The organism is Variovorax ginsengisoli, assembly GCF_030486595.1.
Lineage (GTDB): Bacteria > Pseudomonadota > Gammaproteobacteria > Burkholderiales > Burkholderiaceae_C > Variovorax > Variovorax ginsengisoli_B.
The window spans coordinates 42125-67569 of sequence record NZ_JAUJZH010000023.1; the positions used below are offsets into that span (position 1 = coordinate 42125).

23 protein-coding genes are annotated in these 25445 nt (G+C 69.7%); 15 read left to right on the forward strand and 8 right to left on the reverse strand.

Annotated features, from left to right (window positions below):
• The first annotated feature begins 47 nt into the window (after positions 1–47).
• The 15 genes from ftsL (at position 48) to QZH52_RS26800 (ending at position 17423) form a co-directional block, all read left to right on the forward strand.
• Positions 48–389, forward strand: coding sequence for a cell division protein FtsL (gene ftsL / locus QZH52_RS26730; protein ID WP_286533960.1), 342 nt, complete (start codon positions 48–50; stop codon positions 387–389).
• Positions 389–2137 (forward strand): peptidoglycan D,D-transpeptidase FtsI family protein, encoded by a 1749-nt coding sequence (locus QZH52_RS26735; RefSeq protein WP_301813728.1) that lies wholly within the window; start codon positions 389–391, stop codon positions 2135–2137. The genes ftsL and QZH52_RS26735 overlap by 1 nt, the downstream gene beginning before the upstream one ends.
• Entirely contained in the window at positions 2137–3645 is a 1509-nt protein-coding gene (locus QZH52_RS26740; RefSeq protein WP_436411635.1) for a UDP-N-acetylmuramoyl-L-alanyl-D-glutamate--2,6-diaminopimelate ligase, read from the forward strand. The genes QZH52_RS26735 and QZH52_RS26740 overlap by 1 nt, the downstream gene beginning before the upstream one ends.
• Positions 3642–5093 carry a UDP-N-acetylmuramoyl-tripeptide--D-alanyl-D-alanine ligase gene (locus QZH52_RS26745; RefSeq protein WP_301813729.1) on the forward strand — a complete coding sequence of 484 codons (1452 nt, stop codon included), beginning with the start codon at positions 3642–3644 and terminating at the stop codon, positions 5091–5093. The genes QZH52_RS26740 and QZH52_RS26745 overlap by 4 nt, the downstream gene beginning before the upstream one ends.
• A 54-nt stretch (positions 5094–5147) precedes the next feature.
• A complete protein-coding gene (gene mraY, locus QZH52_RS26750) occupies positions 5148–6326 on the forward strand; it encodes a phospho-N-acetylmuramoyl-pentapeptide-transferase (protein WP_286523864.1) in 1179 nt (392 codons plus the stop codon).
• A gap of 4 nt (positions 6327–6330) precedes the next feature.
• Positions 6331–8052, forward strand: coding sequence for a UDP-N-acetylmuramoyl-L-alanine--D-glutamate ligase (gene murD, locus QZH52_RS26755; RefSeq protein WP_301813730.1), 1722 nt, complete (start codon positions 6331–6333; stop codon positions 8050–8052).
• Entirely contained in the window at positions 8049–9341 is a 1293-nt protein-coding gene (gene ftsW, locus QZH52_RS26760; RefSeq protein ID WP_301813731.1) for a putative lipid II flippase FtsW, read from the forward strand. The genes murD and ftsW overlap by 4 nt, the downstream gene beginning before the upstream one ends.
• Positions 9338–10399, forward strand: coding sequence for an undecaprenyldiphospho-muramoylpentapeptide beta-N-acetylglucosaminyltransferase (gene murG, locus QZH52_RS26765; RefSeq protein ID WP_301813732.1), 1062 nt, complete (start codon positions 9338–9340; stop codon positions 10397–10399). Before ftsW ends, murG begins: the two co-directional genes overlap by 4 nt.
• Positions 10396–11847, forward strand: coding sequence for a UDP-N-acetylmuramate--L-alanine ligase (murC, locus tag QZH52_RS26770; RefSeq protein ID WP_301813733.1), 1452 nt, complete (start codon positions 10396–10398; stop codon positions 11845–11847). Before murG ends, murC begins: the two co-directional genes overlap by 4 nt.
• Complete coding sequence (locus tag QZH52_RS26775) at positions 11844–12827, forward strand: D-alanine--D-alanine ligase (protein WP_301813734.1); 984 nt, start codon at positions 11844–11846, stop codon at positions 12825–12827. Before murC ends, QZH52_RS26775 begins: the two co-directional genes overlap by 4 nt.
• Positions 12827–13609: a cell division protein FtsQ/DivIB gene (locus tag QZH52_RS26780; protein ID WP_286533951.1), complete on the forward strand. Its 783-nt coding sequence runs from the start codon at positions 12827–12829 to the stop codon at positions 13607–13609. Before QZH52_RS26775 ends, QZH52_RS26780 begins: the two co-directional genes overlap by 1 nt.
• 22 nt (positions 13610–13631) lie before the next feature.
• Positions 13632–14861 (forward strand): cell division protein FtsA, encoded by a 1230-nt coding sequence (gene ftsA / locus QZH52_RS26785; protein ID WP_286368870.1) that lies wholly within the window; start codon positions 13632–13634, stop codon positions 14859–14861.
• Between the two features lie 162 nt (positions 14862–15023).
• On the forward strand, positions 15024–16229 hold the full coding sequence (gene ftsZ / locus QZH52_RS26790; protein ID WP_286523849.1) for a cell division protein FtsZ: 1206 nt from the start codon (positions 15024–15026) through the stop codon (positions 16227–16229).
• 80 nt (positions 16230–16309) lie between these two features.
• Positions 16310–17233 (forward strand): UDP-3-O-acyl-N-acetylglucosamine deacetylase, encoded by a 924-nt coding sequence (gene lpxC / locus QZH52_RS26795; RefSeq protein ID WP_301813739.1) that lies wholly within the window; start codon positions 16310–16312, stop codon positions 17231–17233.
• Between the two features lie 13 nt (positions 17234–17246).
• Complete coding sequence (locus QZH52_RS26800; RefSeq protein WP_301813740.1) at positions 17247–17423, forward strand: hypothetical protein; 177 nt, start codon at positions 17247–17249, stop codon at positions 17421–17423.
• A 226-nt stretch (positions 17424–17649) separates the two neighbouring features.
• Here QZH52_RS26800 and ruvC read toward each other — a convergent pair whose 3' ends face one another.
• The 8 genes from ruvC to QZH52_RS26840 all read right to left on the reverse strand — a co-directional run bounded on the left by ruvC (position 17650) and on the right by QZH52_RS26840 (position 25409).
• Positions 17650–18198 (reverse strand): crossover junction endodeoxyribonuclease RuvC, encoded by a 549-nt coding sequence (gene ruvC / locus QZH52_RS26805; protein WP_286533949.1) that lies wholly within the window; start codon positions 18196–18198, stop codon positions 17650–17652.
• Between the two features lie 186 nt (positions 18199–18384).
• Positions 18385–19449: a phosphatidate cytidylyltransferase gene (locus tag QZH52_RS26810; RefSeq protein ID WP_301813741.1), complete on the reverse strand. Its 1065-nt coding sequence runs from the start codon at positions 19447–19449 to the stop codon at positions 18385–18387.
• On the reverse strand, positions 19450–20241 hold the full coding sequence (locus QZH52_RS26815) for a lysophospholipid acyltransferase family protein (protein ID WP_301813806.1): 792 nt from the start codon (positions 20239–20241) through the stop codon (positions 19450–19452).
• Positions 20242–20268: 27 nt separating this feature from the next.
• A complete protein-coding gene (locus QZH52_RS26820; RefSeq protein ID WP_301813743.1) occupies positions 20269–21018 on the reverse strand; it encodes a transglycosylase domain-containing protein in 750 nt (249 codons plus the stop codon).
• On the reverse strand, positions 21015–21860 hold the full coding sequence (aroE, locus tag QZH52_RS26825; RefSeq protein ID WP_301813745.1) for a shikimate dehydrogenase: 846 nt from the start codon (positions 21858–21860) through the stop codon (positions 21015–21017). The genes QZH52_RS26820 and aroE overlap by 4 nt, the downstream gene beginning before the upstream one ends.
• A gap of 10 nt (positions 21861–21870) precedes the next feature.
• Positions 21871–22728, reverse strand: a complete 858-nt coding sequence (locus QZH52_RS26830) for an energy transducer TonB (protein WP_301813747.1) — start codon at positions 22726–22728, stop codon at positions 21871–21873.
• On the reverse strand, positions 22725–24782 hold the full coding sequence (locus QZH52_RS26835) for a ribonuclease catalytic domain-containing protein (protein ID WP_301813748.1): 2058 nt from the start codon (positions 24780–24782) through the stop codon (positions 22725–22727). The genes QZH52_RS26830 and QZH52_RS26835 overlap by 4 nt, the downstream gene beginning before the upstream one ends.
• Before the next feature lie 36 nt (positions 24783–24818).
• Positions 24819–25409: a YqiA/YcfP family alpha/beta fold hydrolase gene (locus tag QZH52_RS26840; protein ID WP_301813750.1), complete on the reverse strand. Its 591-nt coding sequence runs from the start codon at positions 25407–25409 to the stop codon at positions 24819–24821.
• Positions 25410–25445: the final 36 nt, after the last annotated feature.

The window sequence follows — 25445 nt, forward strand, 5'->3', positions numbered from 1 at the left end:
CCCGAGGGGGTGCTCAGAGCCCTTCGGGCGGCCGGGCGGGCTCTGACATGGCGCGCCTCAACCTGCTGCTGCTGATCGCCGTGCTGGGCTCGGCGATGTACCTCGTCCACACGCAGTACCTGTCGCGCCAGCTCTTCACCGAGCTGCACCGGATCGAACTCGAGGCCCGCAGGCTCGAGCTCGACCGCGACCGGCTGCAGGTCGAGAAGCGGGCGCAGGCGACGCCGCTGCGGGTCGAGAAACTGGCCAAGGAGCAGCTCAAGATGCGCACCACCTCGCCGGCCATCACGCAGTACGTGCGCGCCGACGGCACCGTGATCCCGGCCGTGGTGGCGCCTGCGCCCGCCACGCCGCCGGGCCGTGCCGCGCCGTCGAAGGGAGCCCACTGATGCCGCGCCGCAGCGTCCAATACACCACCAGCCCGCTGCTGGCGAGCAAGACGCCGGTCTGGCGCAGCAAGTTCATCGTCGCCGCGATCGCCGGCGGCTTCGCGCTGCTGGCCGCCCGCGCCGCCTACGTGCAGGTGCTCGACAACGCCTTCTTCCAGCGCCAGGGCGAAGTCCGCTTCACCCGCACACTGGAGCTGCCGGCCAACCGCGGCCGGATCCTCGACCGCAACGGCCTGCTGCTGGCCTCCAGCGTGGTGGCGCCGAGCATCTGGGCGATTCCCGAGGACATCGAGCGCGACGACCCGGAGGTCAAGGCCAAGCTCAGGCAGGTGGCCAAGCTGCTCGAGATGCCGCAGAAAGAGTTCGACAAGAAACTCGAGGACGAGGACAAGACCTTCGTCTGGGTCAAGCGCCAGGTCGACGAACCGATCGCCAAGCAGATCGCCGCGCTCAACATCAAGGGCATCTACCAGCGCAAGGAATACAAGCGCCAGTACCCCGAGGGCGAGGCGGCAGCGCACGTGGTCGGCTTCACCAATGTCGAGGACAACGGCCAGGAAGGCATCGAGCTCGCCTTCAACAAGGACCTGGGCGGCAAGGCCGGCTCGCGCCGCGTCATCAAGGACCGCCTCGGCCGGGTGGTCGAGGGAGTCGGCGAACAGGTGCCGCCGGTGGACGGCAAGGACATCCAGCTCAGTGTCGACAGCAAGGTCCAGTTCTTCGCCTACCAGAAGCTGCGCGACGCCGTGACGATGCACAAGGCCAAGGCCGGCAGCGTGGTGGTGCTCGATGCCATCACCGGCGAGGTGCTGGCGCTGGCCAACTACCCGAGCTACGTGCCCGACAAGCGGCAGAACCTGACCGGCGAACAGCTGCGCAACCGTGCCCTGACCGACACCTTCGAGCCCGGCTCGACCATGAAGCCGGTGACCGTCGGCATGGCGCTGGAGGCTGGCCGCGTCACGCCGCAGACCGTGATCCCGACAGCGCCCGGCCGCATGAGCATCGGCGGCTTCACGATCAGCGACACCCACAACTACGGCGCGCTCACGGTCGAGGGCGTGATCCAGAAGTCGAGCAACATCGGGGCGCTGAAGATCGCCCAGCGGATGACGCCGCGCGAGATGTGGGACACCTACACCGCGCTCGGCTACGGCCAGAAGCCGCAGATCCAGTTCCCGGGCGCCGTCACCGGCCGCCTGCGGCCCTGGAAGTCGTGGAAGCCGGTCGAGCAGGCCACCATGGCCTACGGCTACGGCCTGTCGGCGTCGCTGTTCCAGATGGCGCATTCGTACACCGCGTTCGCGCACGACGGCGACGTCATTCCGGCGACCATCCTCAAGAGCAGCGAGCCGGCGGTCGGCGTCAAGGTGTTCTCGGCCCAGAACGCGCTGGCGGTGCGCAAGATGCTGCAGATGGCGGCGGGCCCGGGCGGCACCGGGCCGCTGGCGCAGACCATCGGCTACTCGGTCGGCGGCAAGTCCGGCACCGCGCACAAGCAGGTCGGCAAGGGCTACGCAAGCAACAAGTACCGCGCCTGGTTCACCGGCATGGCGCCGATCGAGAAGCCGCGCATCATCGTCGCGGTGATGATCGACGAGCCGAGCAACGGCCAGTACTTCGGCGGCCTGGTGGCGGCGCCGGTGTTCAGCGAAGTCGTGCAGCAGACCCTGCGCATGATGAACGTGGCGCCCGACCTCGCAGTCAAACCCCTGGTCGTGACCAAGGGTGTGGAAGAGAGCTTCTGATGCGCGTGACGACCCTGCACAACCCCGCCGAAGCCGCCCGCTGGCTGCGTTCGCGCGTGAGCGGCGCGCTGCATGCTGACAGCCGCGCGGTCGGCGCCGGCGATGGCTTCATCGCCTGGCCCGGCGCGGCGACCGACGGCCGGCGCTTCGTCGCCGCTGCGCTGGCCCAGGGCGCCTCGGCCTGCCTGGTCGAGCACGAGGGCAGCGCGGCCTTCGGCTTCGAGGGCGAGGCGATCGCCACCTACGCCGGCCTCAAGGCCGCGACCGGCCCGATCGCGGCCGCCTACTACGACACCCCCTCGGCCAGCCTGGACCTGATCGCCGTGACGGGCACCAACGGCAAGACCTCGACCGCCTGGTGGCTGGCGCAGGCGCTGTCGTCGGAAGCCGCCGATGCGGTGGGCTCGCCCTGCGCCGTGGTCGGCACGCTGGGCATCGGCGTGCCGCCCGATCTGACTTACACCGGGCTCACGACACCCGACCCCGTCATGCTGCAGCGCGAACTGCGCGGCTTCGTCGAGCGCGGCTTCGGCGCCTGCGCGATCGAGGCCTCGTCGATCGGCATCGCCGAGCGCCGGCTCGACGGCAGCCGGATCGCGGTGGCGGTGTTCACCAATTTCACCCAGGACCACCTGGACTACCACGGCAGCATGGAGGCCTACTGGCAGGCCAAAGCCGAGCTGTTCCGCTGGCCCGGCCTGCGCGCCGCGGTGGTCAACATCGACGATCTCCACGGCGCTTCGCTGGTGGCCGGCCTGCTCGAGCAGGGCGTCGGCGCGCTCGATGTCTGGACCGTCTCGGCCGAGGGCGATCCGGCCCGGCTGATGGCGCAGGACGTCGGCTACGACGCCCAGGGCCTGACCTTCTCGGTGGTCGAGGACGGTGCGCCGCCGCAGCGCCTGGCCACCTCGCTGATCGGCCAGTACAACGTCGCCAACCTGCTCGGCGTGATCGGCGCCTTGCGTGCGCTCGGCCTCCCGCTCGACGCGGCGGTGCGCGCCTGCACGGGGCTCGACAGCGTGCCGGGCCGCATGGAGCGCCTGAGCCTGCCCGGCCGGCCGCTGGCGGTGGTCGACTATGCCCACACGCCCGATGCGCTCGACAAGGCGCTGGCCGGCCTGCGGCCGCTGGCGCGCCAGCGCGGCGGTGCGCTGTGGTGCCTGTTCGGCTGCGGCGGCGACCGCGACAGCGCCAAGCGGCCGATGATGGCCGCCGTGGCCGAGACGCAGGCCGACCGCGTGGTCGTCACCAGCGACAACCCGCGCAGCGAGAAGCCGTCGGCCATCATCAGCCAGATCCTGCTCGGGCTGACGCGCCCCGAAGCGGCGCAGGTCGAGCCCGACCGGGCCCGGGCGATCGCCGAGACGCTGGCCCAGGCCCGCCCGGAAGACGTGGTGCTGCTCGCCGGCCGCGGCCACGAGGCCTGGCAGGAAATCGCCGGCGAGCGCATCGCGTTCTCGGACCGGGCGCATGCGCTCGATGCGCTCACGGCAAGGAGCGGTGCATGACCGACGCGCAGGCAGCGACCCCCATGATGACGCTCGGCCAGGCCCTGGCCTGGATCCCGGGCGCCCGGCTGGTCGGCGATCCGGCGACGCCGATCCTGCGCGTCCACACCGACACTCGCAGCCTCGCGGCCGGCGACCTGTTCGTCGCGCTGAAGGGCGAACGCTTCGACGCCAACCAGTTCCTGGGCGACGCCCGGGCGCGCGGCGCCGTGGCCGCGATCGCCCATGGCGGCCTCGAGGCGGCCGGCCTGGCGGGTCTCGAAGTGGCGGACAGCCTGGTGGCGCTGGGCGCCCTGGCGGCGGGCTGGCGCGCCCAGTTCGACCTGCCGCTGATCGCAGTCACCGGCAGCAACGGCAAGACCACCGTGACGCAGATGATCGCGTCGATCCTGCGCGTCGCCTGCGGCGAGGGCGCACTGGCCACGGCCGGCAACTTCAACAACGAGATCGGCGTGCCGCTGACCCTGCTGCGCCTGCGCGCGCGCCACCAGCGCTCGGTGGTCGAGCTGGGCATGAACCATCCGGGCGAGATCGAGCGGCTGGCGCGGATCGCGCGGCCGACCATCGCCCTGGTCAACAACGCCCAGCGCGAGCACCAGGAGTTCATGGCCACGGTCGAGGCGGTGGCGCGCGAGAACGGGGCGGTCTTCGAGGCCCTGCCGCCGCAAGGCACGGCCGTGTTCCCGTATGCCGACGAATTTACGCCGCTGTGGAGCGAGATCGCCCATCGGGCGGCGTCCCGGCGCTGCCTGAGCTTCGGCGACCAGGCCGGTGCCGACATCGCGCTGGTGTCCGCCGACTGGGCCGACGGCGCCTGGCGGGTCGAGGCCCGCACACCGCTGGGCGAGCTGCGCTTCAGGCTCGGCATCGCCGGCCGCCACAACGTCATCAATGCGCTGGCGGCGATCGCCTGCGCGCTCGCCAGCGGCGTGTCGCTCGACCGCATCGCCGAAGGGCTGTCCGCCTTCGAGCCGGTCAAGGGCCGCTCCAGGGCGATCGCGCTGCGGCTGGCCGGCGGCCGGACGATCACCCTGGTCGACGACACCTACAACGCCAATCCCGATTCGATGCTGGCCGCGATCGACGTGCTCGCCGCGCTGCCGGGTCCGCGCCTGCTGGTGATCGGCGACATGGGCGAGGTCGGCGACCAGGGGCCGCAGTTCCATGCCGAGGTCGGCCAGCGGGCGCGCGAGCGCGGCATCGACGCGGTGTACGCGCTCGGCCGCGAATCGGCGCATAGCATCGCCGCCTTCCAGGACCCGGCCGCGGGCCGCCATTTCGACGACATCGATTCGCTCAACGCCGCCGTGCTGGCGCAGCTGCCGCTGGCCGGCAGCGTGCTGGTCAAGGGCTCGCGCTTCATGCAGATGGAGCGCGTGGTCCAGGCCGCCGCGGGCTGGGCCGAATCACGACAACAACAAGACAAGGAGGCCGGTCATGCCGCATGAGTCGCGCATCGAGGCCCGTTCACCCATGCCCCATTTCGCGCCGAGGTTCCGCCCATGCTGCTGAGCCTCGCCCTGTGGCTGCAAAGCCTGTCGCCGGATTTCGGTTTCCTGCGGGTCTTCCAGTACCTGACCTTCCGCGCCCTCATGGCCTCGCTCACCGCGCTGCTGCTCGGCCTGGCCGCCGGTCCCTTCGTGATCCGGCGCCTGACGGCGCTCAAGATCGGCCAGCAGGTGCGCAGCTACGGCATGGAGACGCACCTGACCAAGAGCGGCACGCCGACCATGGGCGGCGTGCTGGTGCTGTTCTCGATCGCGTTCTCGACCTTGCTGTGGTTCGACCTCTCGAACCGCTTCGTCTGGATCGTGCTGTGGGTCACGCTGGGCTTCGGCGCCATCGGCTGGGTCGACGACTGGCGCAAGGTGGTGCGCAAGGACCCCGAGGGCATGCGTTCGCGCGAGAAGTACTTCTGGCAGTCGGTGGTCGGGCTGGTGGCCGGCTTCTACCTGCTGTTCAGCATCTCCGAGAGCTCCAACTGGCGCGTGCTCGAACTGTTCTACGCCTGGGTGCGCTCGGGTTTCGACCTCGACTTTCCACCCAAGATCAACCTGCTGGTGCCCTTCTTCAAGGAAGTCAGCTATCCGCTCGGCGGCATCGGCTTCGTGATCCTGACCTACCTGGTGATCGTCGGCGCCAGCAACGCGGTGAACCTCACCGACGGCCTCGACGGGCTGGCGATCATGCCGGTCGTCATGGTCGGCTCGGCGCTCGGCGTGTTCGCCTATGTCACGGGCAGCGCGGTCTATTCGCGCTACCTGCTGTTCCCGCACATCCCGGGCTCCGGCGAGCTGCTGGTCTTCTGCTCGGCCATGGCCGGCGCCGGCCTGGCCTTCCTGTGGTTCAACACCCATCCGGCGCAGGTCTTCATGGGCGACGTCGGCGCGCTCGCGCTCGGCGGCGCGCTCGGCACCATCGCCGTGATCGTCCGCCAGGAGATCGTGTTCTTCGTGATGGGCGGCATCTTCGTGGTCGAGGCGATCTCGGTGATGGCCCAGGTCACGTACTTCAAGTACACCAAGAAGCGCTTCGGCGAAGGCCGGCGCGTGCTCAAGATGGCGCCGCTGCACCACCATTTCGAGAAGAGCGGCTGGCGCGAGACCCAGGTCGTGGTCCGCTTCTGGATCATCACGATGCTGCTGTGCCTGGTCGGCCTGTCCAGCCTGAAGCTGCGTTGACACCATGCGGCATCTGAAAGACCTCCACGTCCTCGTCCTCGGCCTCGGTGCGTCCGGGCTGGCGATGGCGCGCTGGTGCGCGCGCCACGGCGCCGTGCTCACGGTCGCCGACACCCGCGAGGCGCCGCCGCAGCTGGCGGCCCTGCGCGCCGAGCTGCCCGGCGCCGTGTTCGTCGGCGGACCGCTGACGGCCGCGCTGGTCGAAGGCACGCCGGTGCGCGCGGTGTACCGCTCGCCGGGGCTGTCGCCGGCGTCGGTGGCGCCGGTGATCGATGCGGCCCGGGCGATGGGCCTGCCGGTGGGGGGCGAGCTGGACCTGTTCGCGCGCGCCTTGGCGGACCTGCGGATCGTGGAAGAGGCGCAGGCGGTCGAAGCGGTCGTGGCGCCGGAGCCGGCCGCGCACGCGGAGCCCGCGCCCGACGCCGTCGAGCCCGATACCGCCGATGCCGCCGAGGCGGCCGAAGCACCTGAACCCGCCGCCGCGCTGCCCGACGATGACGACGATTCGTTCACCCCGCTGGCCGAGCCGGTGGTCGTGCCGCCGGCGCCCAAGGGCTACACGCCCGCGGTGCTGGCCATCACCGGCACCAACGGCAAGACCACCGTGACCGCGCTCACCGGCCAATTGGTCGAGCGCGCCGGCAAGAGCGTCGCCGTGGCCGGCAACATCGGCCCGACCCTGCTCGACACCCTGTCGGCCCGGATCGACGCCGACGACCTGCCCGAGGTCTGGGTGCTCGAGCTGTCGAGCTTCCAGCTCGACGGCGTGCAGGACTTCGAGCCGACCGCCGCCACCGTGCTGAACCTGTCGCAGGACCACCTCGACTGGCATGGCGACATGGCCGCCTACGCCGCGGCCAAGGCGCGCGTCTTCGGCCGCAAGGGTGTGATGGTGCTCAACCGCGAGGATGCCGCCGTCATGGCGATGCGGCCGGCGCCGGTCAAGCTGGCGCGGGGCCAGGTGGCGCGCAGCGTCATCACCTTCGGCGCGGCGATGCCGCTGCGGCCCGGGGACTACGGCATCGAGCGCCTCAACGGCATGGCCTGGCTGGTGCGTGCGCTCGAAGCCGACGAGACCCAGAAACGCAAGCGGGGTGCCGCGGTCGAGGAGGAAGAGATCTTCATCCAGCGCCTGATGCCGGCCGATGCGCTGCGCATCCGCGGCCGCCACAACGCGCTCAATGCGCTGGCGGCGCTGGCACTGGCCACCGCCGCGGGCTGCCAGCTGGCGCCGATGCTCTACGGGCTGCGCGAATACCGCGGCGAGCCGCACCGGGTCGAGCCGGTGGCGATCGTCGGCGACGTCGAGTACTTCGACGACAGCAAGGGCACCAATGTCGGCGCCACCGTCGCCGCGCTGGTGGGCCTCGGCGAGGAGCGCCGGCTGGTGGTGATCCTCGGCGGCGAGGGCAAGGGCCAGGACTTCACGCCGCTGGCCGCGCCGGTGGCGCAGTACGCCCGCGCCGTGATCCTGATCGGCCGCGACGCGCCGTTGATCGAGGCCGCGCTCGCGGCCACCGGCATCCCGCTGCTGGGCGCCGCCTCGCTGGCCGAGGCCGTGACACTGGCGGCCGGCCGCGCGCACCCGGGCGACGCCGTGCTGCTGTCGCCGGCCTGCGCCAGCTTCGACATGTTCCGCGACTACGCGCACCGTGCGCAGGTCTTCTGCGAGGCCGTCGAGGCGTTGGCCGACCTGCCGTCGAACCCCGTGTCGGAGGCGTCATGAACAGCGCGAGCGCCGCCACGTCCAACAAGACAGGCCGCTTCAGCGGCTGGTTCAGCCGTGCCAAGAGCGGCATCGATGCCCTGCCCATGCACCTGCCGGTGCGGCTCGGCAACGCCGGCATGACGCAGACCAAGGCGGCCCCGGTGCGCGTGCTCGGCTTCGACCAGGCCCTGGTCTGGGTCACCGTGGCGCTGCTGGCCTGGGGCCTGGTGATGGTCTATTCGGCCTCGATCGCGCTGTCCGACAGCCCGCGCTTCACCCGCGCCGGCTACACGCCGACCTACTTCCTCACGCGCCACGCGGCCTCGCTGGTGATCGCCGCGATCGCCGGCCTCCTGGCCTTCCAGGTGCCGATGAAGACCTGGGAGCGCGCCGCGCCCTGGCTCTTCGTGGCCTCGCTGCTGCTGCTGGTGGCGGTGCTGGTGCCGCACGTCGGCATCAATGTCAACGGCGCCCGCCGCTGGCTGCCGCTGGGCTTCATGCGCTTCCAGCCCTCGGAGCTGGCCAAGCTCGCGATGGTGCTCTATGCGGCCAGCTACATGGTGCGCAAGATGGAGATCAAGGAGCGCTTCTTCCGCGCCGTGCTGCCGATGGGCGTCGCGGTGGTGGTGGTCGGCATGCTGGTGATGGCCGAGCCCGACATGGGCGCCTTCATGGTGATCGCGGTGATTGCCATGGGCATCCTGTTCCTGGGCGGCGTCAATGCGCGGATGTTCTTCGTCATCGCGGCGCTGGTCGTGGTGGCCTTCAGCACCATCGTGGCGACCAGCCCCTGGCGGCGCGAGCGGATCTTCGCTTACCTCGACCCCTGGAGCGAGGAGCACGCGCTCGGCAAGGGCTACCAGCTGTCGCACTCGCTGATCGCGATCGGCCGCGGCGAAGTCTTCGGCGTCGGCCTCGGCGGCAGCGTCGAGAAGCTGCACTGGCTGCCCGAGGCCCACACCGACTTCCTGATGGCCGTGATCGGCGAGGAGTTCGGCCTGGTCGGCGTGCTGCTGGCGATCGCGCTGTTCCTCTGGCTCACGCGCCGGATCATGCATATCGGCCGCCAGGCGATCGCGCTCGACCGCGTGTTCTCGGGCCTGGTGGCGCAGGGCATCGGCATCTGGATCGGCTTCCAGACCTTCATCAACATGGGGGTGAACCTCGGCGCGCTGCCGACCAAGGGCCTGACCCTGCCGCTGATGAGCTTCGGCGGGTCGGCCATCCTGTTGAACGTGGTGGCGCTGGCCGTGGTGCTGCGGATCGACTACGAGAACCGCGTTCTCATGCGCGGAGGCCGCGTATGAGCAGAACGGCATTGGTCATGGCGGGCGGGACCGGAGGACACATCTTCCCGGGCCTGGCCGTGGCCGAGGCCCTGCGCGAGCGCGGCTGGCGTGTCCACTGGCTCGGTGCGCCGGGCAGCATGGAAGAAAAGCTGGTGCCGCCGCGCGGCTTCGCCTTCGAACCGGTGCAGTTCGGCGGCGTGCGCGGCAAGGGACCGCTGACCCTGGCCTTGCTGCCCATGCGCCTGCTGCGCGCCTTCCTGCAGAGCATTGCCGTGGTGCGCCGCGTCAAGCCCGACGTGGTGGTCGGCCTCGGCGGCTACATCACCTTCCCGGGCGGCATGATGAGCGTGCTGCTCGGCAAGCCGCTGGTGCTGCACGAGCAGAACTCGGTCGCGGGCCTGGCCAACAAGGTGCTCGCGAGCGTGGCCGACCGCGTCTTCACGGCGTTCCCGAACGTCATCAAGAAGGCGCAGTGGGTGGGCAACCCCTTGCGCGCCGCCTTCCTGAAGCAGGGCGAGCCGGCTGCGCGCTTCGCCGGCCGCGCTGGTCCGCTCAAGCTGCTGGTGGTCGGCGGCAGCCTCGGCGCCCGCGCGCTCAACGCCGTGGTGCCGAAGGCGCTGGCCCTGATCGCCCCGGCCGAGCGGCCGCAGGTCACCCACCAGAGTGGTGCCAAGCAGATCGACGAACTGCGGGCCAACTACGCCGCCGCCGGCGTCGACGGCCAACTCACTCCTTTCATCGACGACACGGCGCAGGCCTATGCCGACGCCGACCTGGTCGTCGCCCGTGCCGGTGCCAGCACCGTCACCGAAATCGCGGCCGTCGGCGCAGCAGCGCTGTTCGTGCCATTTCCCTCCGCCGTGGACGACCACCAGACCACCAATGCCCGCTTCCTTGTCGACGCCGGCGGTGGCTGGCTCGTTCAACAAACCGAACTGACTCCCGAATTGCTGGCCGAATTGCTAAAGAACACCGGGCGCGCTGCGCTCCTCGAACGCGCCGTGAAGGCCAAGTCGATGCAGAAAACCGAAGCGGTCGACCACGTCGTCCGCGCTTGCGAGGAGCTTGCCAAATGAAGCACGCCATTCGTCACATCCACTTCGTCGGCGTCGGCGGCTCGGGCATGAGCGGCATCGCCGAAGTGCTGCTCAACCTCGGCTACAAGATCTCCGGCTCGGACCTGGCCGACAGCGCGACCCTCAAGCGCCTGGCCAGCCTCGGCATCGCGACCTTCGTCGGCCATGACGCGGCCCACATCGCGGGCGCCGACGCGGTCGTGACATCGACCGCGGTCAACGCCGACAACCCCGAGGTGGTGGCGGCGCGCGAGAAGCGCATCCCGGTGGTGCCGCGCGCCATGATGCTGGCCGAGCTGATGCGGCTCAAGCAGGGGATCGCGATCGCCGGCACCCACGGCAAGACCACCACCACCAGCCTGGTGGCGAGCGTGCTGGCCGCGGCCGGCTTCGATCCGACCTTCGTGATCGGCGGCCGGCTCAACAGCGCCGGCGCCAATGCGCAGCTCGGCAGCGGCGACTACATCGTGGTCGAGGCCGATGAATCCGATGCCTCGTTCCTGAACCTGCTGCCGGTGATGGCGGTGGTCACGAACATCGACGCCGACCACATGGAGACCTACGGGCACGACTTCGCGAAGCTCAAGAAGGCCTTCGTCGACTTCCTGCACCGCATGCCCTTCTATGGCGTCGCGATCCTGTGCACCGACGATCCGGCGGTGCGCGAGGTCGTGACCCAGGTGTCCTGCCCGGTGACCAGCTACGGCTTCGGCGAGGAAGCCCAGGTGCGCGCGGTCAACGTGCGCGCGGTGGGTTCGCAGATGCACTTCACGGCCCAGCGCCGCAACGGCGTCACGCTGCCCGACCTCGACATCGTGCTGAACCTGCCGGGCGAGCACAACGTGCGCAACGCGCTGGCGGTGATCGCGGTGGCGGTCGAGCTCAGCGTGCCAGACGAAGCGGTGCAGCGCGGCCTGGCCGACTTCAAGGGCGTGGGCCGGCGCTTCCAGCGCTATGGCGAAGTGGCGCTGCCGGGCGGCCGTCCGGGCCAGTTCACGTTGATCGACGACTACGGCCACCACCCGGTCGAAATGGCGGCCACCATCGCCGCGGCGCGCGGCGCCTTTCCGGGCCGGCGGCTGGTGCTGGCCTTCCAGCCGCACCGCTTCACGCGCACCCGGGACTGCTTCGAGGATTTCGTCAAGGTCATCGGCCAGGCCGACGCGGTGCTGCTGGGCGAGGTCTACGCCGCCGGCGAGGCCCCGATCGTGGCCGCCGACGGCCGCTCGCTGGCGCGTGCGCTGCGCGTCGCGGGCAAGGTCGAACCGGTGTTCGTCGACGAGATCGCGGCAATGCCGCAGGCGATCCTGGACAACGCGCGCGATGGCGATGTCCTGATCTGCATGGGCGCCGGATCGATCGGCGCCGTGCCGGCCAAGGTGGTCGAGATCGGCGCCGTTGCGCCGCAGAAGTCGGAGCGCTTCACGCGCGAAGGGAGGGCGCTGTGAGCGTCGTGGAACCCCAGGCCCTGGGCAAGGTGGCGGTGCTGTTCGGCGGCAGCTCGGCCGAGCGCGAGATCTCCATCATGTCGGGCACCGGCGTGCTGGAGGCACTGCGTTCGCGCGGCGTCGATGCCCACCCCTTCGATCCGGCCGATCGCGATCTGGCCGAACTCAGGCGCGAGGGCTTTGCCCGCTGCTTCGTCGCGCTGCACGGACGCCACGGCGAGGACGGCACCGTGCAGGGCGCGCTCGAATTGCTCGGCATTCCCTATACCGGTTCCGGCGTCATGGCGTCGAGCGTGGCCATGGACAAGGTCATGACCAAGCGCATCTGGCAGGCAGACGGCCTGCCGACGCCGCGCTATGTGCGCCTGGCCTTCGACCAGCAGAGCCGCGAGCAGATCAACGCGGTGCCCGACGTGCTGGGCCTGCCGCTGATCGTGAAGCCGCCGCGCGAGGGTTCCTCGATCGGCGTGACCAAGGTCGAGGGCTACTCGCAGATGCAGGATGCGGTGGCGCTGGCGGTGCGCTACGACGCCGACGTGCTGTGCGAGGAGTTCATCGAGGGCGAAGAGGTCACCTGCGCCCTGCTGGGCAGCGGCCTCGACGCCGTGGCGCTGCCGGTGGTGCGCATCGCCGCGCCCGAGGGCGCCTACGACTACCAGAACAAGTACTTCACCGACGACGTCAAGTACCACTGCCCGAGCGGCCTGCCCGAGGCCGAAGAGCACGAGATCCGGCGCATCGCGCTGGCCGCCTACCACCAGCTCGGCTGCCGCGGCTGGGGCCGCGCCGACCTGATGATCCGGGCCAGCGACCGCAAGCCCTTCCTGCTCGAGATGAACACCTCGCCCGGCATGACCAGCCACTCGCTGGTGCCGATGTCGGCGCGGGCCGCCGGCATCGCCTACGAGGACCTCTGCCTGCGCGTGCTGGCGACGGCCTCGCTCGATTCCGGAACGCCGATCCGCAGCGAGGCGAACTGATGGCCGACAGCATCTCCGTCCCCTTCGACGTCAAGCTCATGAACGTGCTCGCGACCCTCGTGTTCGCGCTGTTCGCGCTCATGCTGCTGGCGGCGGGCGGGTGGTGGGTGCTGCGCCAACCCTTCTTCCCGCTGGCCGGCATCAAGGTCGATGGCGAGGTCACGCACAACAACGCGGTCACCTTGCGAGCCAACGTGGCGCCGCAGCTGGCGGGCAACTTCTTCACGGTCGACCTGGCGCGCGCGCGCGCCGCCTTCGAGTCGGTGCCGTGGGTGCGCAAGGCGGTGGTGCGGCGCGAGTTCCCGAACAAGCTGCGCGCCACGCTGACCGAGCACGTGCCGGTGGCGCACTGGGGCGACGAGGCCGGCTCGAAGCTGATCAACGGCTTCGGCGAGGTGTTCGAAGCCAACGTGGCCGAGGTCGACGACAACCTGCCGCGGCTGGACGGCCCGCCCGAGCAGGCCGGCCAGGTGCTGGGCATGTACCGGGTCCTGGCGCCGCTGTTCAAGCCCTACGACCTCGCGATCGACGAGCTCACGCTGACCGGTCGCGGCAGCTGGCGGGCGCAGCTCGACACCGGCGCCGTGCTCGAACTCGGACGTGGGCAGGGCGATGAGGTGGTGGCCCGCACAGAGCGCTTCCTGCGCACCGTGACGCCGGTGGCGAGCCAGTACGGGCGCACGGTGGCGGCGGTCGAGGGCGCCGACCTGCGACACAACGAGGGCTATGCGCTGCGGTTGCGTGGCGTGACGACGGTCGTTGCCGACCCGAAGAAAAAGTAGAGAGAGCGAACAGAGGAAGCACATGTCCAAAGAGTACAAAGATCTCGTTGTCGGCCTCGACATCGGCACCGCCAAGGTGATGGCGGTGGTCGCCGAGGTGCTGCCCAACGGCGAGCTCAAGCTGGCCGGGCTCGGCATCGCGCCGAGCAACGGGCTCAAGCGCGGGGTGGTGGTCAACATCGACGCCACCGTGCAGAGCATCCAGCAGGCCCTCAAGGAGGCCGAGCTGATGGCCGACTGCAAGATCAGCCGGGTCTACACGGGGATCACCGGCAGCCACATCCGCGGCATCAATTCGAGCGGCATGGTGGCGGTGAAGGACAAGGAAGTCACGCCGGCCGACGTCGCCCGCGTGGTGGAAACGGCACGAGCGATCAACATCTCGAGCGACCAGCGCCTGCTGCTGGTCGAGCCGCAGGAGTTCGTGATCGACGGCCAGGACGTCAAGGAGCCGATCGGCATGAGCGGCATGCGGCTGGAGGCCAAGGTGCACATCGTGACCGGTGCCCAGAGCGCGGCCGAGAACATCATCAAGTGCGTGCGCCGCTGCGGCCTCGAGGTCGACCAGCTGATGCTGAACCCGCTGGCCTCCAGCCTCGCGGTGCTGACCGAGGACGAGCGTGAACTCGGCGTGGTGCTGGTCGACATCGGCGCCGGCACCACCGACGTCGCGATCTTCACCAACGGCGCGATCCGCCACACGGCCGTGATCCCGATCGCCGGCGACCTGATCACCAGCGACATCGCGATGGCGCTGCGCACCCCGACCAAGGACGCCGAGGACATCAAGGTCGAGAACGGCTACGCCAAGCAGCTGCTGGCCGACCCCGACACCCAGGTCGAGGTGCCGGGCCTGGGCGACCGCGGCCCGCGCATGCTGAGCAAGCAGGCACTGGCCGGCGTGATCGAGCCGCGGATCGAGGAGATCTTCTCGCTGGTGCAGCAGGTGGTGCGCGAGTCGGGCTACGAGGAAGTGCTGTCCTCGGGCGTAGTGCTGACCGGCGGCAGCGCCGTGATGCCGGGCATGGTCGAGCTCGGCGAGGACATCTTCCTGAAGCCGGTGCGGCGCGGCATTCCGAAGTATTCGAGCGCGCTGTCGGACATGGTCGCGCAGCCGCGTGCCGCCACCGTCATGGGCCTGCTCGAGGAGGCCCGCTATGCGCGCCTGCGCGGCTTCAAGGTGGCGCAGAAGAACGGCTCGGTCAAGACCGCGTTCGGGCGCTTCAAGGACTTCATCGTGGGGAACTTCTGACATGACCCCCCACCGTCTCTGGCTGGCGCGGGGCAGTCCCCCGCTGCATTTCAACGAGCGATGGCGGCGAACCGGACCTCCGCCCTGACCGCGCTCAACTGCATACCCACAACAAATTCATTCATCAATAAACGGCAACTGCAAATTCAAGGAGTCAGAAAAATGGCTATCGAAATGATCGAGATCGAAGAGTTCAACCAGGGCACCCAGATCAAGGTGATCGGCGTCGGCGGCGGCGGCGGCAACGCGGTCGCCCACATGATGGAGCGCGGCGTGCAAGGGGTGCAGTTCGTCTGCGCCAACACCGATGCCCAGGCGCTGTCGCGCAGCAACGCCCACAAGACGATCCAGCTCGGTACCAACGGCCTGGGCGCCGGCAGCAAGCCCGAGAAGGGCCGCGACGCCGCCGAAGCCGCGATCGACGACATCCGCGAATCGATCGCCGGCGCGCACATGCTGTTCATCACGGCCGGCATGGGCGGCGGCACGGGCACCGGCGCGGCGCCCGTGATCGCGCGCATCGCCAAGGAGATGGGCATCCTCACGGTGGGCGTGGTGACCAAGCCCTTCGACTGGGAAGGCGGCCGCCGGATGACCAATGCCGACCAGGGCCTGGCCGAGCTCGAGGCCAACGTCGACTCGCTGATCGTGGTGCTCAACGAGAAGCTGCTCGACGTGCTCGGCGAGGACGTGACGCAGGACGAGGCCTTCGCGCATGCCAACGACGTGCTGAAGAACGCGGTCGGCGGCATCTCGGAGATCATCAACGAATACGGCGGCGTCAACGTCGACTTCGAAGACGTCCGCACCGTGATGGGCGAACCCGGCAAGGCGATGATGGGCACGGCTGCGGCCAGCGGCCCGGACCGCGCCCGCATCGCCGCCGAGCAGGCCGTGGCCTGCCCGCTGCTCGAAGGCATCGACCTGTCGGGCGCCAAGGGCGTGCTGGTGCTGGTGACGGCCTCGAAGTCTTCGCTCAAGCTGAGCGAATCGAAGCTCGCGATGAACACCATCCGCGCCTACGCATCGCCGGACGCGCACGTGATCTACGGCGCCGCCTACGACGACGCCCTCGGCGACGAGATGCGCGTCACCGTGGTGGCCACCGGCCTGTCGCGCCAGGATGCACGCCGCCAGGCACCGACGCTCGAAGTGATCCGCACCGGCACCGACAACATCGCGTTCACCGTGCCGACCCTCGGTACCGGCACCGGCCACGCCGCCAGCCAGCCGAACTACGACGGCATGGCGGTGCCCAGCGTGTGGCGCACCAACCGCACCATGGCCGCGGCCAAGGTCGATGCGCTGTCGTCGGGCGGCATGGACGATTTCGAGATCCCGGCTTTCCTGCGCCGCCAGGCCGACTGAGGCCTGCCGGGGTGACGGCTATCGGGGACATAGCGAGGCGTGCGGCGCTGCGGACGGCGCGCGCCTCTAAAATGCCCTCCGTGCTGTCCCAACGAACCCTCAAGTCGATCACCCGCGCCGTTGGCGTGGGGCTGCACAGCGGCCAGCGGGTCGAGCTCACCTTGCGGCCCGCACCGGTCGACCACGGCATCGTGTTCCGCCGGGTCGACCTGCCGGAGCCGGTCGAGATCGCGATGACGGCCGAGTCGGTGACCGACACCCGGCTGGCGTCGACCGTCTCGGCGGGCGGCGCCAAGGTCCAGACCGTCGAGCACTTGATGTCGGCCTGCGCCGGCCTGGGCATCGACAACCTGCTGATCGACATCACGGCCGACGAGGTGCCGATCCTCGATGGTTCGGCATCGTCCTTCGTCTTCCTGCTGCAGAGCGCTGGCATCCAGCCGCAGGCGGCGCCGCGGCGCTTCATCCGGGTGAACAAACCGGTCGAAGTGCGCGAAGGCGAAGGCGCGGATGCCAAGTGGGCGCGGCTCGAGCCCTACCATGGTTACAAGCTCAGTTTCGAGATCGACTTCGACCACCGGGTGGTCAACTCGACCGGCCAGCGGGTCGAGTTCGACCTCGGCAGCGGCTCCTACAGCCGCGACATCGCACGCGCGCGCACCTTCGGGTTCACCAAGGAAGTCGAGTACATGCGTTCCAAGGGCCTGGCGCTCGGCGGCGGGCTCGACAACGCGATCGTGATGGACGACACCAAGGTGCTCAATGCCGGCGGGCTGCGCTACGACGACGAATTCGTCAAGCACAAGATCCTCGACGCGATGGGCGACCTGTACGTCATCGGGCGGCCCCTGCTGGCCGCCTACAGCGCCTTTCGCTCCGGCCATGCGCTCAACAACAAGCTGCTGCGCGAGCTGCTCGCCCATCCGGATGCCTACGAGGTCGTGACCTTCGACGACGAGAAGCGGGCCCCGGCCGGCTTCGCCGAAGTCGCGCGCGCCTGGTAGCGCAGCGGCGCCGATGCTGCTGTTCCGCTGGGCCATCCTGCTGCTGCTGCTGGTGGCCGGCGTCTCGTTCGCGTTCTACGCCGGCACCGGGCAGCTCAAGTACCGGCGCTTCGGCTGGATCGTGCTCAAGTGGACGCTGCTGGCGGCCTTCGGTTTCTTTGCGGTGCTGATCGCCGAGCGGGCCTTCTGAGACCTTGCGGGACTTCCTGGGACCTTGCGGGACTTCCTGGGACCTTGCGGGACAAACCAAGAAACTGCGCAGCAGTTTTCGCTCTGTCCTCGACCTCGTGAGACCTTGCGGGACAAACCAAGAAACTGCGCAGCAGTTTTTGCTCTGTCCTCGACCTCGTGAGACCTTGCGGGACAGATCAAGAAACTGCGCAGCAGTTTTTGCTCTGTCCTCAACTGATCAGATCTCAGCGCGTCCGGCCGTCCCGATAGCGCCCACTCGTGCTGCGCCCCAGCACGGTCGCCTGCCCGAGCCGCGCCAGCGACGCGCCCACGTGGGCATGCGTGATCGCGATGCCGAGTGCGTCGGCCGCATCGCTGCCCGGCAGCCCCGGCAGATGTAGCAGCCGCTTGACCATCTCCTGGACCTGCGCCTTGGCGGCCCGCCCGTGGCCCGCCACGGCCTGCTTCATCTGCAGTGCCGTGTATTCCGACACCGCGAGATCGCGGGTCACCAGGGCCGTGAGGCAGGCGCCGCGGGCCTGGCCCAGCAGCAGCGTGGACTGCGGATTGACGTTGACGAAGACGATCTCGACCGCGGCCGCGTCGGGCTGGTAGCGCGCCGCCAGTTCGCCGATGCCGTCGAACAGCACCTTCAGCCGCGCCGGCAGCTCGCCGGTGCCGAGGTGGCGGGTGCTGATGGTGCCGCTGGCGACATAGCGCAGCGCGTGGCCGTCGACGTCGACCACGCCGAAGCCGGTGGTCTGCAGTCCGGGGTCGATGCCGAGGATGCGCATCTCAACTCTCCATGGCGTACGGTGCCGCCAGCATTGCCCGAAACCGAAGCACGCTCACCGATCGAACGGCCGCGGAGCAGGCCATGCCAGGGCACCCGCGGAACCGGCTTTGCCGGGCCGCTGGGTGCGCCCCCTTGAGGGGGTTGGCGAAGCGACACGAAGTGCGCGAAGCTTGGGGGAGTTTCATCACACCTGGAAGTACCAGCGCACGGCGTGGAAGAAAACGGGCGCCGCGAAACACAGCGCATCGACCCGGTCGAGCAGGCCGTTGGCACCGGTCACGCCGACGCCGCGCCGGCCCCAGTTCGGAATGCCGCGATCGCGCTTGAGCGCCTTCATCACGAGATGGCCCATCGAGCCGGCCACGCAGGCGATCAGCGACATCGCGAAGGCCTGGCCGAACTTGAACGGCGTGATGAAGGAGAACAGGCCGCCGACCACGCCCGCGATCGCCATGCCGAGCGCCCAGCTGGTCCAGTTGAAGCTGCGGCTGACGTTCGGGGCGAAGGGCGGCTGCATGAACAGCCGATGCCGGATCGCGCCCAGCAGGCCCGGCATGCGCTCGGCTGCCGGCGCGCCCTCGTCCGGCATCGCCTTGCGTCGCGACACCAGGTGCTGCACCAGCATGCAGCTCTGGACCACGATCACCAGGAAGAAGACCAGGAAGGCGCTCTTGCCCTCGTAGCCCGGAAAGGACAGCAGCAGCAGGGCCGGCACGTGGCTCATGCCGTAGACGCAGACCATGATGCCCCATTGCAGCTTGGCGTTGCGCTCGAGGAAGTGGCTCGGGTCGTCGGCCAGCGCGCTCACGACCGGGATGGCGAGGAACACGTAGACCGGGATGAACACCGTGAAGAGGTCGAAGTGGGCGGTCGCCACCAGCCAGAACTGGATCGGCAGCACCACGAAGAAAGCCAGGATCAGGCTGCGATGGTCGCCGCGCCGGGTCGGCGAGAGCGTGATGAACTCGCGCAGCGCCAGGAAGGCGATCAGTGCGAACAGCAGGGTCGCCACCCGTTCGCCCAGGGCCCAGCCGATCCAGAACACCACCACCATGAACCAGGTGGTGTTCAGCAGCGCGCGGAAATGCCGCAGCTCGCGCTGCCAGATCTCGTCGTGGACCGGGTTGCGGCGCTCCTTGAAGCTCAGCAGGAAGGCGACGGTACTGACGATGAACAGCAGGCCGAAGACAATGACGAACAGGGCCGCGACCTGGTGCGTCGGGGAAAGGCTGCGCAGGTAGTTGTTCATCTAGACGTTCCGCAGCGCCACCACGGCCTCGCGCGCCCGGTCGAGAAAGGGCCGGCGTTCCTCGCCCTCCTCGAGCTCGATCGGCGCGCCGAAAGTGACCGAACACAGGATCGGCACCGGCACCACCTCGCCTTTTGGCATCACGCGCTGCACGTTGTCGATCCAGGCCGGCACCAGCACGACCTCGGGGAACATCTGGGCCAGCGTGAACAGCCCCGACTTGAATTTCTGCGGTTCACCCGTGTGGCCGCGCGTGCCCTCGGGAAAGATGATGATCGAGTAGCCGCCCTGCAGCGCTTCGATCAGCGGCTGCAGCGGCGCCAGCGCTTCATCGCTACCTGGCGGCGCGAGCGGCGAAGGCTCCGGTTCGGAGGCCGGCTGCGACAGCGGAATCTCGAACTGCGCGCCGGCGGGCTCGGCCGCGGCGAATGCGACAGGCGCCTCGTCGAGCGAGGGTTCGATACGGACCGCGGGCGGTGGCTCGGGCGGTGCCGGCGGCACCACCGGCGCGCCGCCGCCGCGCTCGACATAGATCGCATGGAACACCTCGGTCGTGATCCAGCGCTTGAAGGGCGTGTTGGCCCAGTAGTCGCGCGCCGCGATCGGCCGCGTGATGCCGCGCAGTTCCTCGGGCAGGGCAGCCCAGATCATCACGAGGTCGAGATGGCTCTGGTGGTTGGCGAAGTAGATGCGCTGCTCGGCCTTGGGCGGGCAGCCCCACCAGCGCGCCTGGGCGCCGGTGAGCAGCCGGATCAGGCCCAGCAATCCCCACCCCGTGAACTTTGCAAGCAACATGGTCCCGATGATACGGGGCGGTCCTCACGGCAATTCCGCCGACGGCATGCGTGCGGCAATCGTCGCCGTGCGGCTCGCGAGATAGCCCGATCCCTGCCGGCGCTCGAAGAACTTCGGGCTCGGCAGCATCACGGCCAGCCGGGCCGCCTCGTTGACGCCGAGGCGTGCCGCGGGCTTCTTGAAGTAGTGCTGCGCCGCCGCCTCGGCACCGAAGATGCCTTCACCCCATTCGACGTTGTTGAGGTAGATCTCGAGGATCCGTTCCTTGCTCAGAAAGGTCTCGAGCGCGGTAGCCAGCAGCAGCTCCTGCCCTTTGCGCAGCATCGTGCGCTCGCTCGACAGCAGCAGGTTCTTGGCCAGCTGCTGCGTGATGGTCGAGCCGCCGCGCAATGGCGCCGGGCGCGGTTCCTTGCCGCGCGCGCGCATCTGGGCGGCGCGTCTGGCGGCGATCTCCTCGGCCTTGGCATTGCGTTGCCGGGCCCGCTCGATGGCCTCCCACTCCACGCCCTGGTGGTAGATGAACTCGCTGTCCTCGCTGGCGATCACGGCGCGCTTGAGGCTGTCGGAGATCCGGCTGTAGGGCACCCACTGCTGCCGCCATTCGCGCTCGCCGTTGCTGCGCCCCTGGGTGGCGAGCTGCCAGGCCTCGGAGCGCTGGAAGGTCGTCGACTGCGGATCGATCACCGCCATCGCGGCGATCCGGAGGATGAAGAAGAGCTGCAGCGCGAAGGCCGCGATCAGCACGCAGCCGAGCCAGCGCAGGGCGGCGATCACTTGGCCTCGACGAGGGCGCGCAGCTCGGCCAGTACCGGGGCGGTCGGCGGCCGCACGCCGCGCCAGATCTCGAAGGCCTCGGCGGCCTGCTCCACCAGCATGCCGAGGCCGTCGCGCGGCACCGCGCCGTGGGCGCGGGCCCAGTCCATGAAGCCCGCTGCGGCGGCGCCATACATCATGTCGACCGCCAGCGCGCCGGGCTTCAGCACGCTGGCCGGCACCGGCACCTCGCCGCCGGACAGGCTCGACGCGGTCGCGTTCACCAGCACGTCGAAGCGGCCCGGCACGCTGTCGAGCGCCTGTGCCTCGAGCGTGACCCCATGCTGCAAGGCCAGCGCCGCATGCCGCTGCACCAGCGCGATCGCCTTGGACAGCGTGCGGTTCGCCACCACGACCCGGCGCGGTCCGGCTTCGAGCAGCGGCCCCAGCACGCCCGCGCTGCCGCCGCCCGCGCCCAGCAGCAGCAGCTCGCTGTCCGCCAGCGTGACGCCCGCGTGGACCCGGATGTCGTTGACCAACCCGATGCCGTCGCTGTTGTCGCCGTGCACGCCGTCGTCGCGGAAGCTCAGCACGTTGACCGCCTGGGCCAGTGCCGCGCGCGGCGTCAGGTGCTGCGACAGCGCCGCGGCCTCGAACTTGAACGGCACCGTCACGTTGCAGCCGCGCGCCGTGCCCGTGGTCTGGGCGCGGAACGCCGCCACCGCGCCGGCGAAGTCGTCCAGCGGCGCGAGGCGGCGGCCGTATTCCAGCTGCTGTCCGGTCAGCTCGGCGAAGCGGGCATGGATCCAGGGCGAGCGGCTGTGTTCGACCGGGTGGCCCATCACGCAATACAGGTCGGTCATCGTCGGTCGCTCATTGTCTGGACGACAGCTGGGTCTCCAGCGTCTCGTCGCGGGTGAACTTGAAGCGCGACGGCAGCACGATCTGGTCGGTCTGGCGCCGCATCGCATCGGTGAACTTGCCGAAGCTGCCGATGCTGCGAACGATCGCCTGGGCGCGGCGGTCGAGCGTGCGGTCGCCCGAGCCCTCGACGATGTCGGTCGCGAGGATCGAGCCGTCGTGGTTGACGGTCACCATCATCGTCAGCTCGCCGTAGAGCTTCTTGCCCGCCGATTCGGGGAAGTTCTCGGTGCCGCGCACCTCGATCTTGCGGCGCAGCGCGTCGACATAGGCCGCGTAGGCCGCCTCGCGCGTGGCCGGGCTGATGTAGCGCTTCTTGGGCCGCGCGTTCTCTTCGTTGACGCGGCGCTCGATCTCTGCCAGCAGCTCGACCAGCTGGCGACGTTTTTCTTCGCGTGCCGCGCTCTCGCTCGGGTTGCCCTTGGCGCGCGGATCGGGCAGCGGCATGTTGGCGAGCTGCTGCTTGATCTGGGCCAGCAGCAGCATCTGCTGCTGCTGCATGGCTTCGACCTGGCGCTGGGCGTCCTCCATCGAATCGCCGATGGCGGTGAAGGTGGAGGGCGGCAGCGGGCTGGTGGCACGACCGCGGTCGAGGTCGCCGCCGCCGGCCAGCGAGGCCTGGGCGATCGCGCGGGCCTTGTCGGGCCGCTCGTTGGTCCGGGCGTTGACCAGGATCACCTCGAGCGGCGTTTCCTGGAAGACCCGGTTGAAGGACTCCGGATCGACGAAGCGGACCGCCAGCAAGGCGGCATGCGCGGCGACCGACAGGCCGAGCGCGATCTGCAGCGTGCTGAGGTCGCGCAGGTTCATGCCGGTGCGTTCTCCGGAGCGGCCTCGCTGTCGGCGAGGTCGACCGCGATGGCGATCGGCCCGGCGACTTCTTCCTCGTCCTCGCCGCTGTCGTCGGCGGCCGCATCGGCCGGTGCGGCATCGAGCCGTTCGATGACCGTGCCGTGGACGTCGAGCGCGATCTCATCGATCTCGCCGAGCCGCACCCGCACTCGCGCGCCGCGCTGCAGGCCTTGCGTGCCGGTCACCTCGAACACCAGCGGCAGCTGGTCGGCCCGCGCCAGGGCGCCGTTCGGCAGTTCCTTGATGAGGGCCGCCTCGAGCTCGGTGATGCCTTCCTGCTGCAGGTACTTCAGGGTCCAGAAGCGTTCCATGCCGCCCTGGTGGCCGTTGTAGGTGCTGTAGGCGGCATCGAAGCCCGAGAGGATCGAGAACAGGTCGGCGTCCTTGGGCTTGAACGGCGCCGCCAGCGCGGCGGTCTTGCCGTGGCGCGCCGCCGCGATGATCTGCCACTGGTTCACGAGGTCGGTGTAGCGGCGCAGCGGCGAGGTGCTCCAGGCGTAGCTCTTCACGCCGAGGCCCGCGTGCGGCAGTGCCCGCGTGCCCATCCGCACCTTGATGCCGGGCGCCAGGCTGGCCTGGCTGCGGTAGAGGCCGGGCACGCCGAGCTCGCCGAGCCATCCGCCCCAGCTGCTGTTGGCCAGGATCATCGCCTCGGAGACGATCAGGTCGAGCGGCGCGCCGCGCTGACGGGTGCCGATCTGCACCTGCTCGTTGCCGGTCGGCTCGCCGTCGTTGCCGAGCAGCCGGAAGGTGTAGTCGGGCCGGCTGAAGTTCTCGGGCTTGCCGCGCACCACCTCGCGCTGTGCCTTCAGCTGCTTCGCCAGGCGGAACAGGAAGGACAGCGGCGCGCGCAGCGGCGCCAGCGCCGCCGGCGTTTCCGCACCGCCGGCCGACGGGTCTTCGAGCCAGGCCTGGTCGATCACGCTGTCGAGCTGGTCGTGGCGCAGGTTGGCCACGATCGGCACCCGCTCGAGCCGGGTCTCGGTGCCCTGCAGCGCCAGCGTCGCCTCGTCGAAGGTCGCGTAGAGCGAGACGGCCGGGCAGTCGCGCCCTTCCTGCAGCGTGTAGGCCTCGACCACGTGGTCGGGCAGCATCGTGATCTTGTGGCCCGGCATGTAGACCGTCGACATGCGCGCGCGCGCCACCTGGTCGATGGCGCTGCCCGGCACCAGGGCCAGCCCGGGCGCCGCGATGTGGATGCCGACCACCACGGTGCCGCTGCCGAGCCCCTGGACCGACAGGGCGTCGTCGATCTCGGTGGTCTGCGAATCGTCGATCGAGAAGGCCTGCACGTCCGCCAGCGGCAGTTCGTCGGCGATCGCCGGCGCCTGCAGCGCCGGGAAGCCGGTGCCTTTCGGGAAGTTCTCGAACAGGAAGCGGCGCCAGTGGAACTGGTAGGCCGAGTCGATTGCGCCGGCCTGTTTCAGCAGCTCGAGCGGCGGGCGCTGGGTGGCGCGGGCGGCGTCGACGACCGCCTTGTATTCGGGCGCGTTCTTGTCGGGCTTGAACAGGATCTTGAACAGCTGCTCGCGCACCGGCTCCGGGCAGACGCCCGCGGCCAGCTGGCCCGCCCATTCGGCGATCTGGGCCTGCACCAGCTTCTTCTTCTCGATCGCGGCCAGCGCCTGCTGGATGATCTCGGCCGGCGCCTTCTTGAAGCGGCCCTTGCCGGCACGGCGGAAGTAGTGCGGGGCGTCGAACAGCGCCAGCAGCGCCGCGGCCTGCTGGACCAGCGTCGGACGGGCCTGGAAATACTCGGTGGCCAGCTCGTCGAAGCCGAATTCGCCCTCGGGCGCGAATTCCCAGGCGAGGTCGAGGTCGACCGTGGCGGCGAGCGCGCGGCCCTCTGCGATCAGCTCAGCCGGCGCCGGCTTCTCGAAGCGCAGCACGATATTGGCGCTCTTGACCTTGACCCGCTTGCCGGTCTCGAGCTCGACCTGGGCCGAGGCTTCGGCCTCCGACAGGACGCGGCCGCCCAGGTATTTGCCGGCTTCTTCGAACAATACAAACATGGCGCGGATTCTCCCATGCGCAGCGGCGCAGGCCGCTCAGACAGGGTCGATGAAGGCCAGAACCTCGTCCAGGTGCTGGGCCTCGAAGTCCGACAGCGCGTGGTCGCCGCCTTCGAGGAGCTTGATCCGGCTGCCCGGGTAGCGGTCCGACATGTCGCGCCAGTCGAGCACTTCGTCGCCCTTGGCGATGACCGCGAAGACCTGCTCCGGCCGGTCCAGCGGCCCTACCTGGAGCGCACGCAGCTCGGCGATGTATTCGGGACGGAAGTGGAAATGCTCGGACGGGTCGTGCCAGAGCGTCTGGTCGCCGATGTGACGCACCAGGTCGCGCGCCGGGTCGACCGCCGGGTTCAGCAGCACCGCCCGGCAATAGGTTGTGGCTGTTACATATGTGGCGTAGAAGCCGCCGAGCGACGAGCCCACCACCGCCATCGAACTGCGCGGCCAGCCGGCGATGCCCCGCATCACGAGCGCGACCGCCTCGCGCGGCGAGGGCGGCAGCTGGGGGCACCACCAATGCAGGTTCGGGTGCAGTTTGGCCACGCGCTGCGCCATCTGGCTGGCCTTGGTCGACCGGGGCGAGGAGCGGAAGCCGTGGAGATAGAGCAGGTGGGTGGTGGGCGGCATGCCGCGATTATCCGGAACCGGGGCCGGAATTGGCCC

Bases quoted from the DNA above. Each gene is read 5' to 3' on its own strand.
- aroE (WP_301813745.1), bottom strand. From the start codon at position 21,860: ATGACCGACCTGTATTGCGTGATGGGCCACCCGGTCGAACACAGCCGC.
- murC (WP_301813733.1), top strand. From the start codon at position 10,396: ATGAAGCACGCCATTCGTCACATCCACTTCGTCGGCGTCGGCGGCTCG.
- QZH52_RS26740 (WP_436411635.1), top strand. From the start codon at position 2,137: ATGCGCGTGACGACCCTGCACAACCCCGCCGAAGCCGCCCGCTGGCTG.
- QZH52_RS26745 (WP_301813729.1), top strand. From the start codon at position 3,642: ATGACCGACGCGCAGGCAGCGACCCCCATGATGACGCTCGGCCAGGCC.
- QZH52_RS26800 (WP_301813740.1), top strand. From the start codon at position 17,247: ATGCTGCTGTTCCGCTGGGCCATCCTGCTGCTGCTGCTGGTGGCCGGC.
- ftsZ (WP_286523849.1), top strand. From the start codon at position 15,024: ATGGCTATCGAAATGATCGAGATCGAAGAGTTCAACCAGGGCACCCAG.
- QZH52_RS26780 (WP_286533951.1), top strand. From the start codon at position 12,827: ATGGCCGACAGCATCTCCGTCCCCTTCGACGTCAAGCTCATGAACGTG.
- QZH52_RS26835 (WP_301813748.1), bottom strand. From the start codon at position 24,782: ATGTTTGTATTGTTCGAAGAAGCCGGCAAATACCTGGGCGGCCGCGTC.
- QZH52_RS26830 (WP_301813747.1), bottom strand. From the start codon at position 22,728: ATGAACCTGCGCGACCTCAGCACGCTGCAGATCGCGCTCGGCCTGTCG.
- QZH52_RS26840 (WP_301813750.1), bottom strand. From the start codon at position 25,409: ATGCCGCCCACCACCCACCTGCTCTATCTCCACGGCTTCCGCTCCTCG.
- mraY (WP_286523864.1), top strand. From the start codon at position 5,148: ATGCTGCTGAGCCTCGCCCTGTGGCTGCAAAGCCTGTCGCCGGATTTC.
- QZH52_RS26735 (WP_301813728.1), top strand. From the start codon at position 389: ATGCCGCGCCGCAGCGTCCAATACACCACCAGCCCGCTGCTGGCGAGC.
- murG (WP_301813732.1), top strand. From the start codon at position 9,338: ATGAGCAGAACGGCATTGGTCATGGCGGGCGGGACCGGAGGACACATC.
- ftsA (WP_286368870.1), top strand. From the start codon at position 13,632: ATGTCCAAAGAGTACAAAGATCTCGTTGTCGGCCTCGACATCGGCACC.
- QZH52_RS26810 (WP_301813741.1), bottom strand. From the start codon at position 19,449: ATGAACAACTACCTGCGCAGCCTTTCCCCGACGCACCAGGTCGCGGCC.
- ruvC (WP_286533949.1), bottom strand. From the start codon at position 18,198: ATGCGCATCCTCGGCATCGACCCCGGACTGCAGACCACCGGCTTCGGC.
- ftsW (WP_301813731.1), top strand. From the start codon at position 8,049: ATGAACAGCGCGAGCGCCGCCACGTCCAACAAGACAGGCCGCTTCAGC.
- ftsL (WP_286533960.1), top strand. From the start codon at position 48: ATGGCGCGCCTCAACCTGCTGCTGCTGATCGCCGTGCTGGGCTCGGCG.
- murD (WP_301813730.1), top strand. From the start codon at position 6,331: ATGCGGCATCTGAAAGACCTCCACGTCCTCGTCCTCGGCCTCGGTGCG.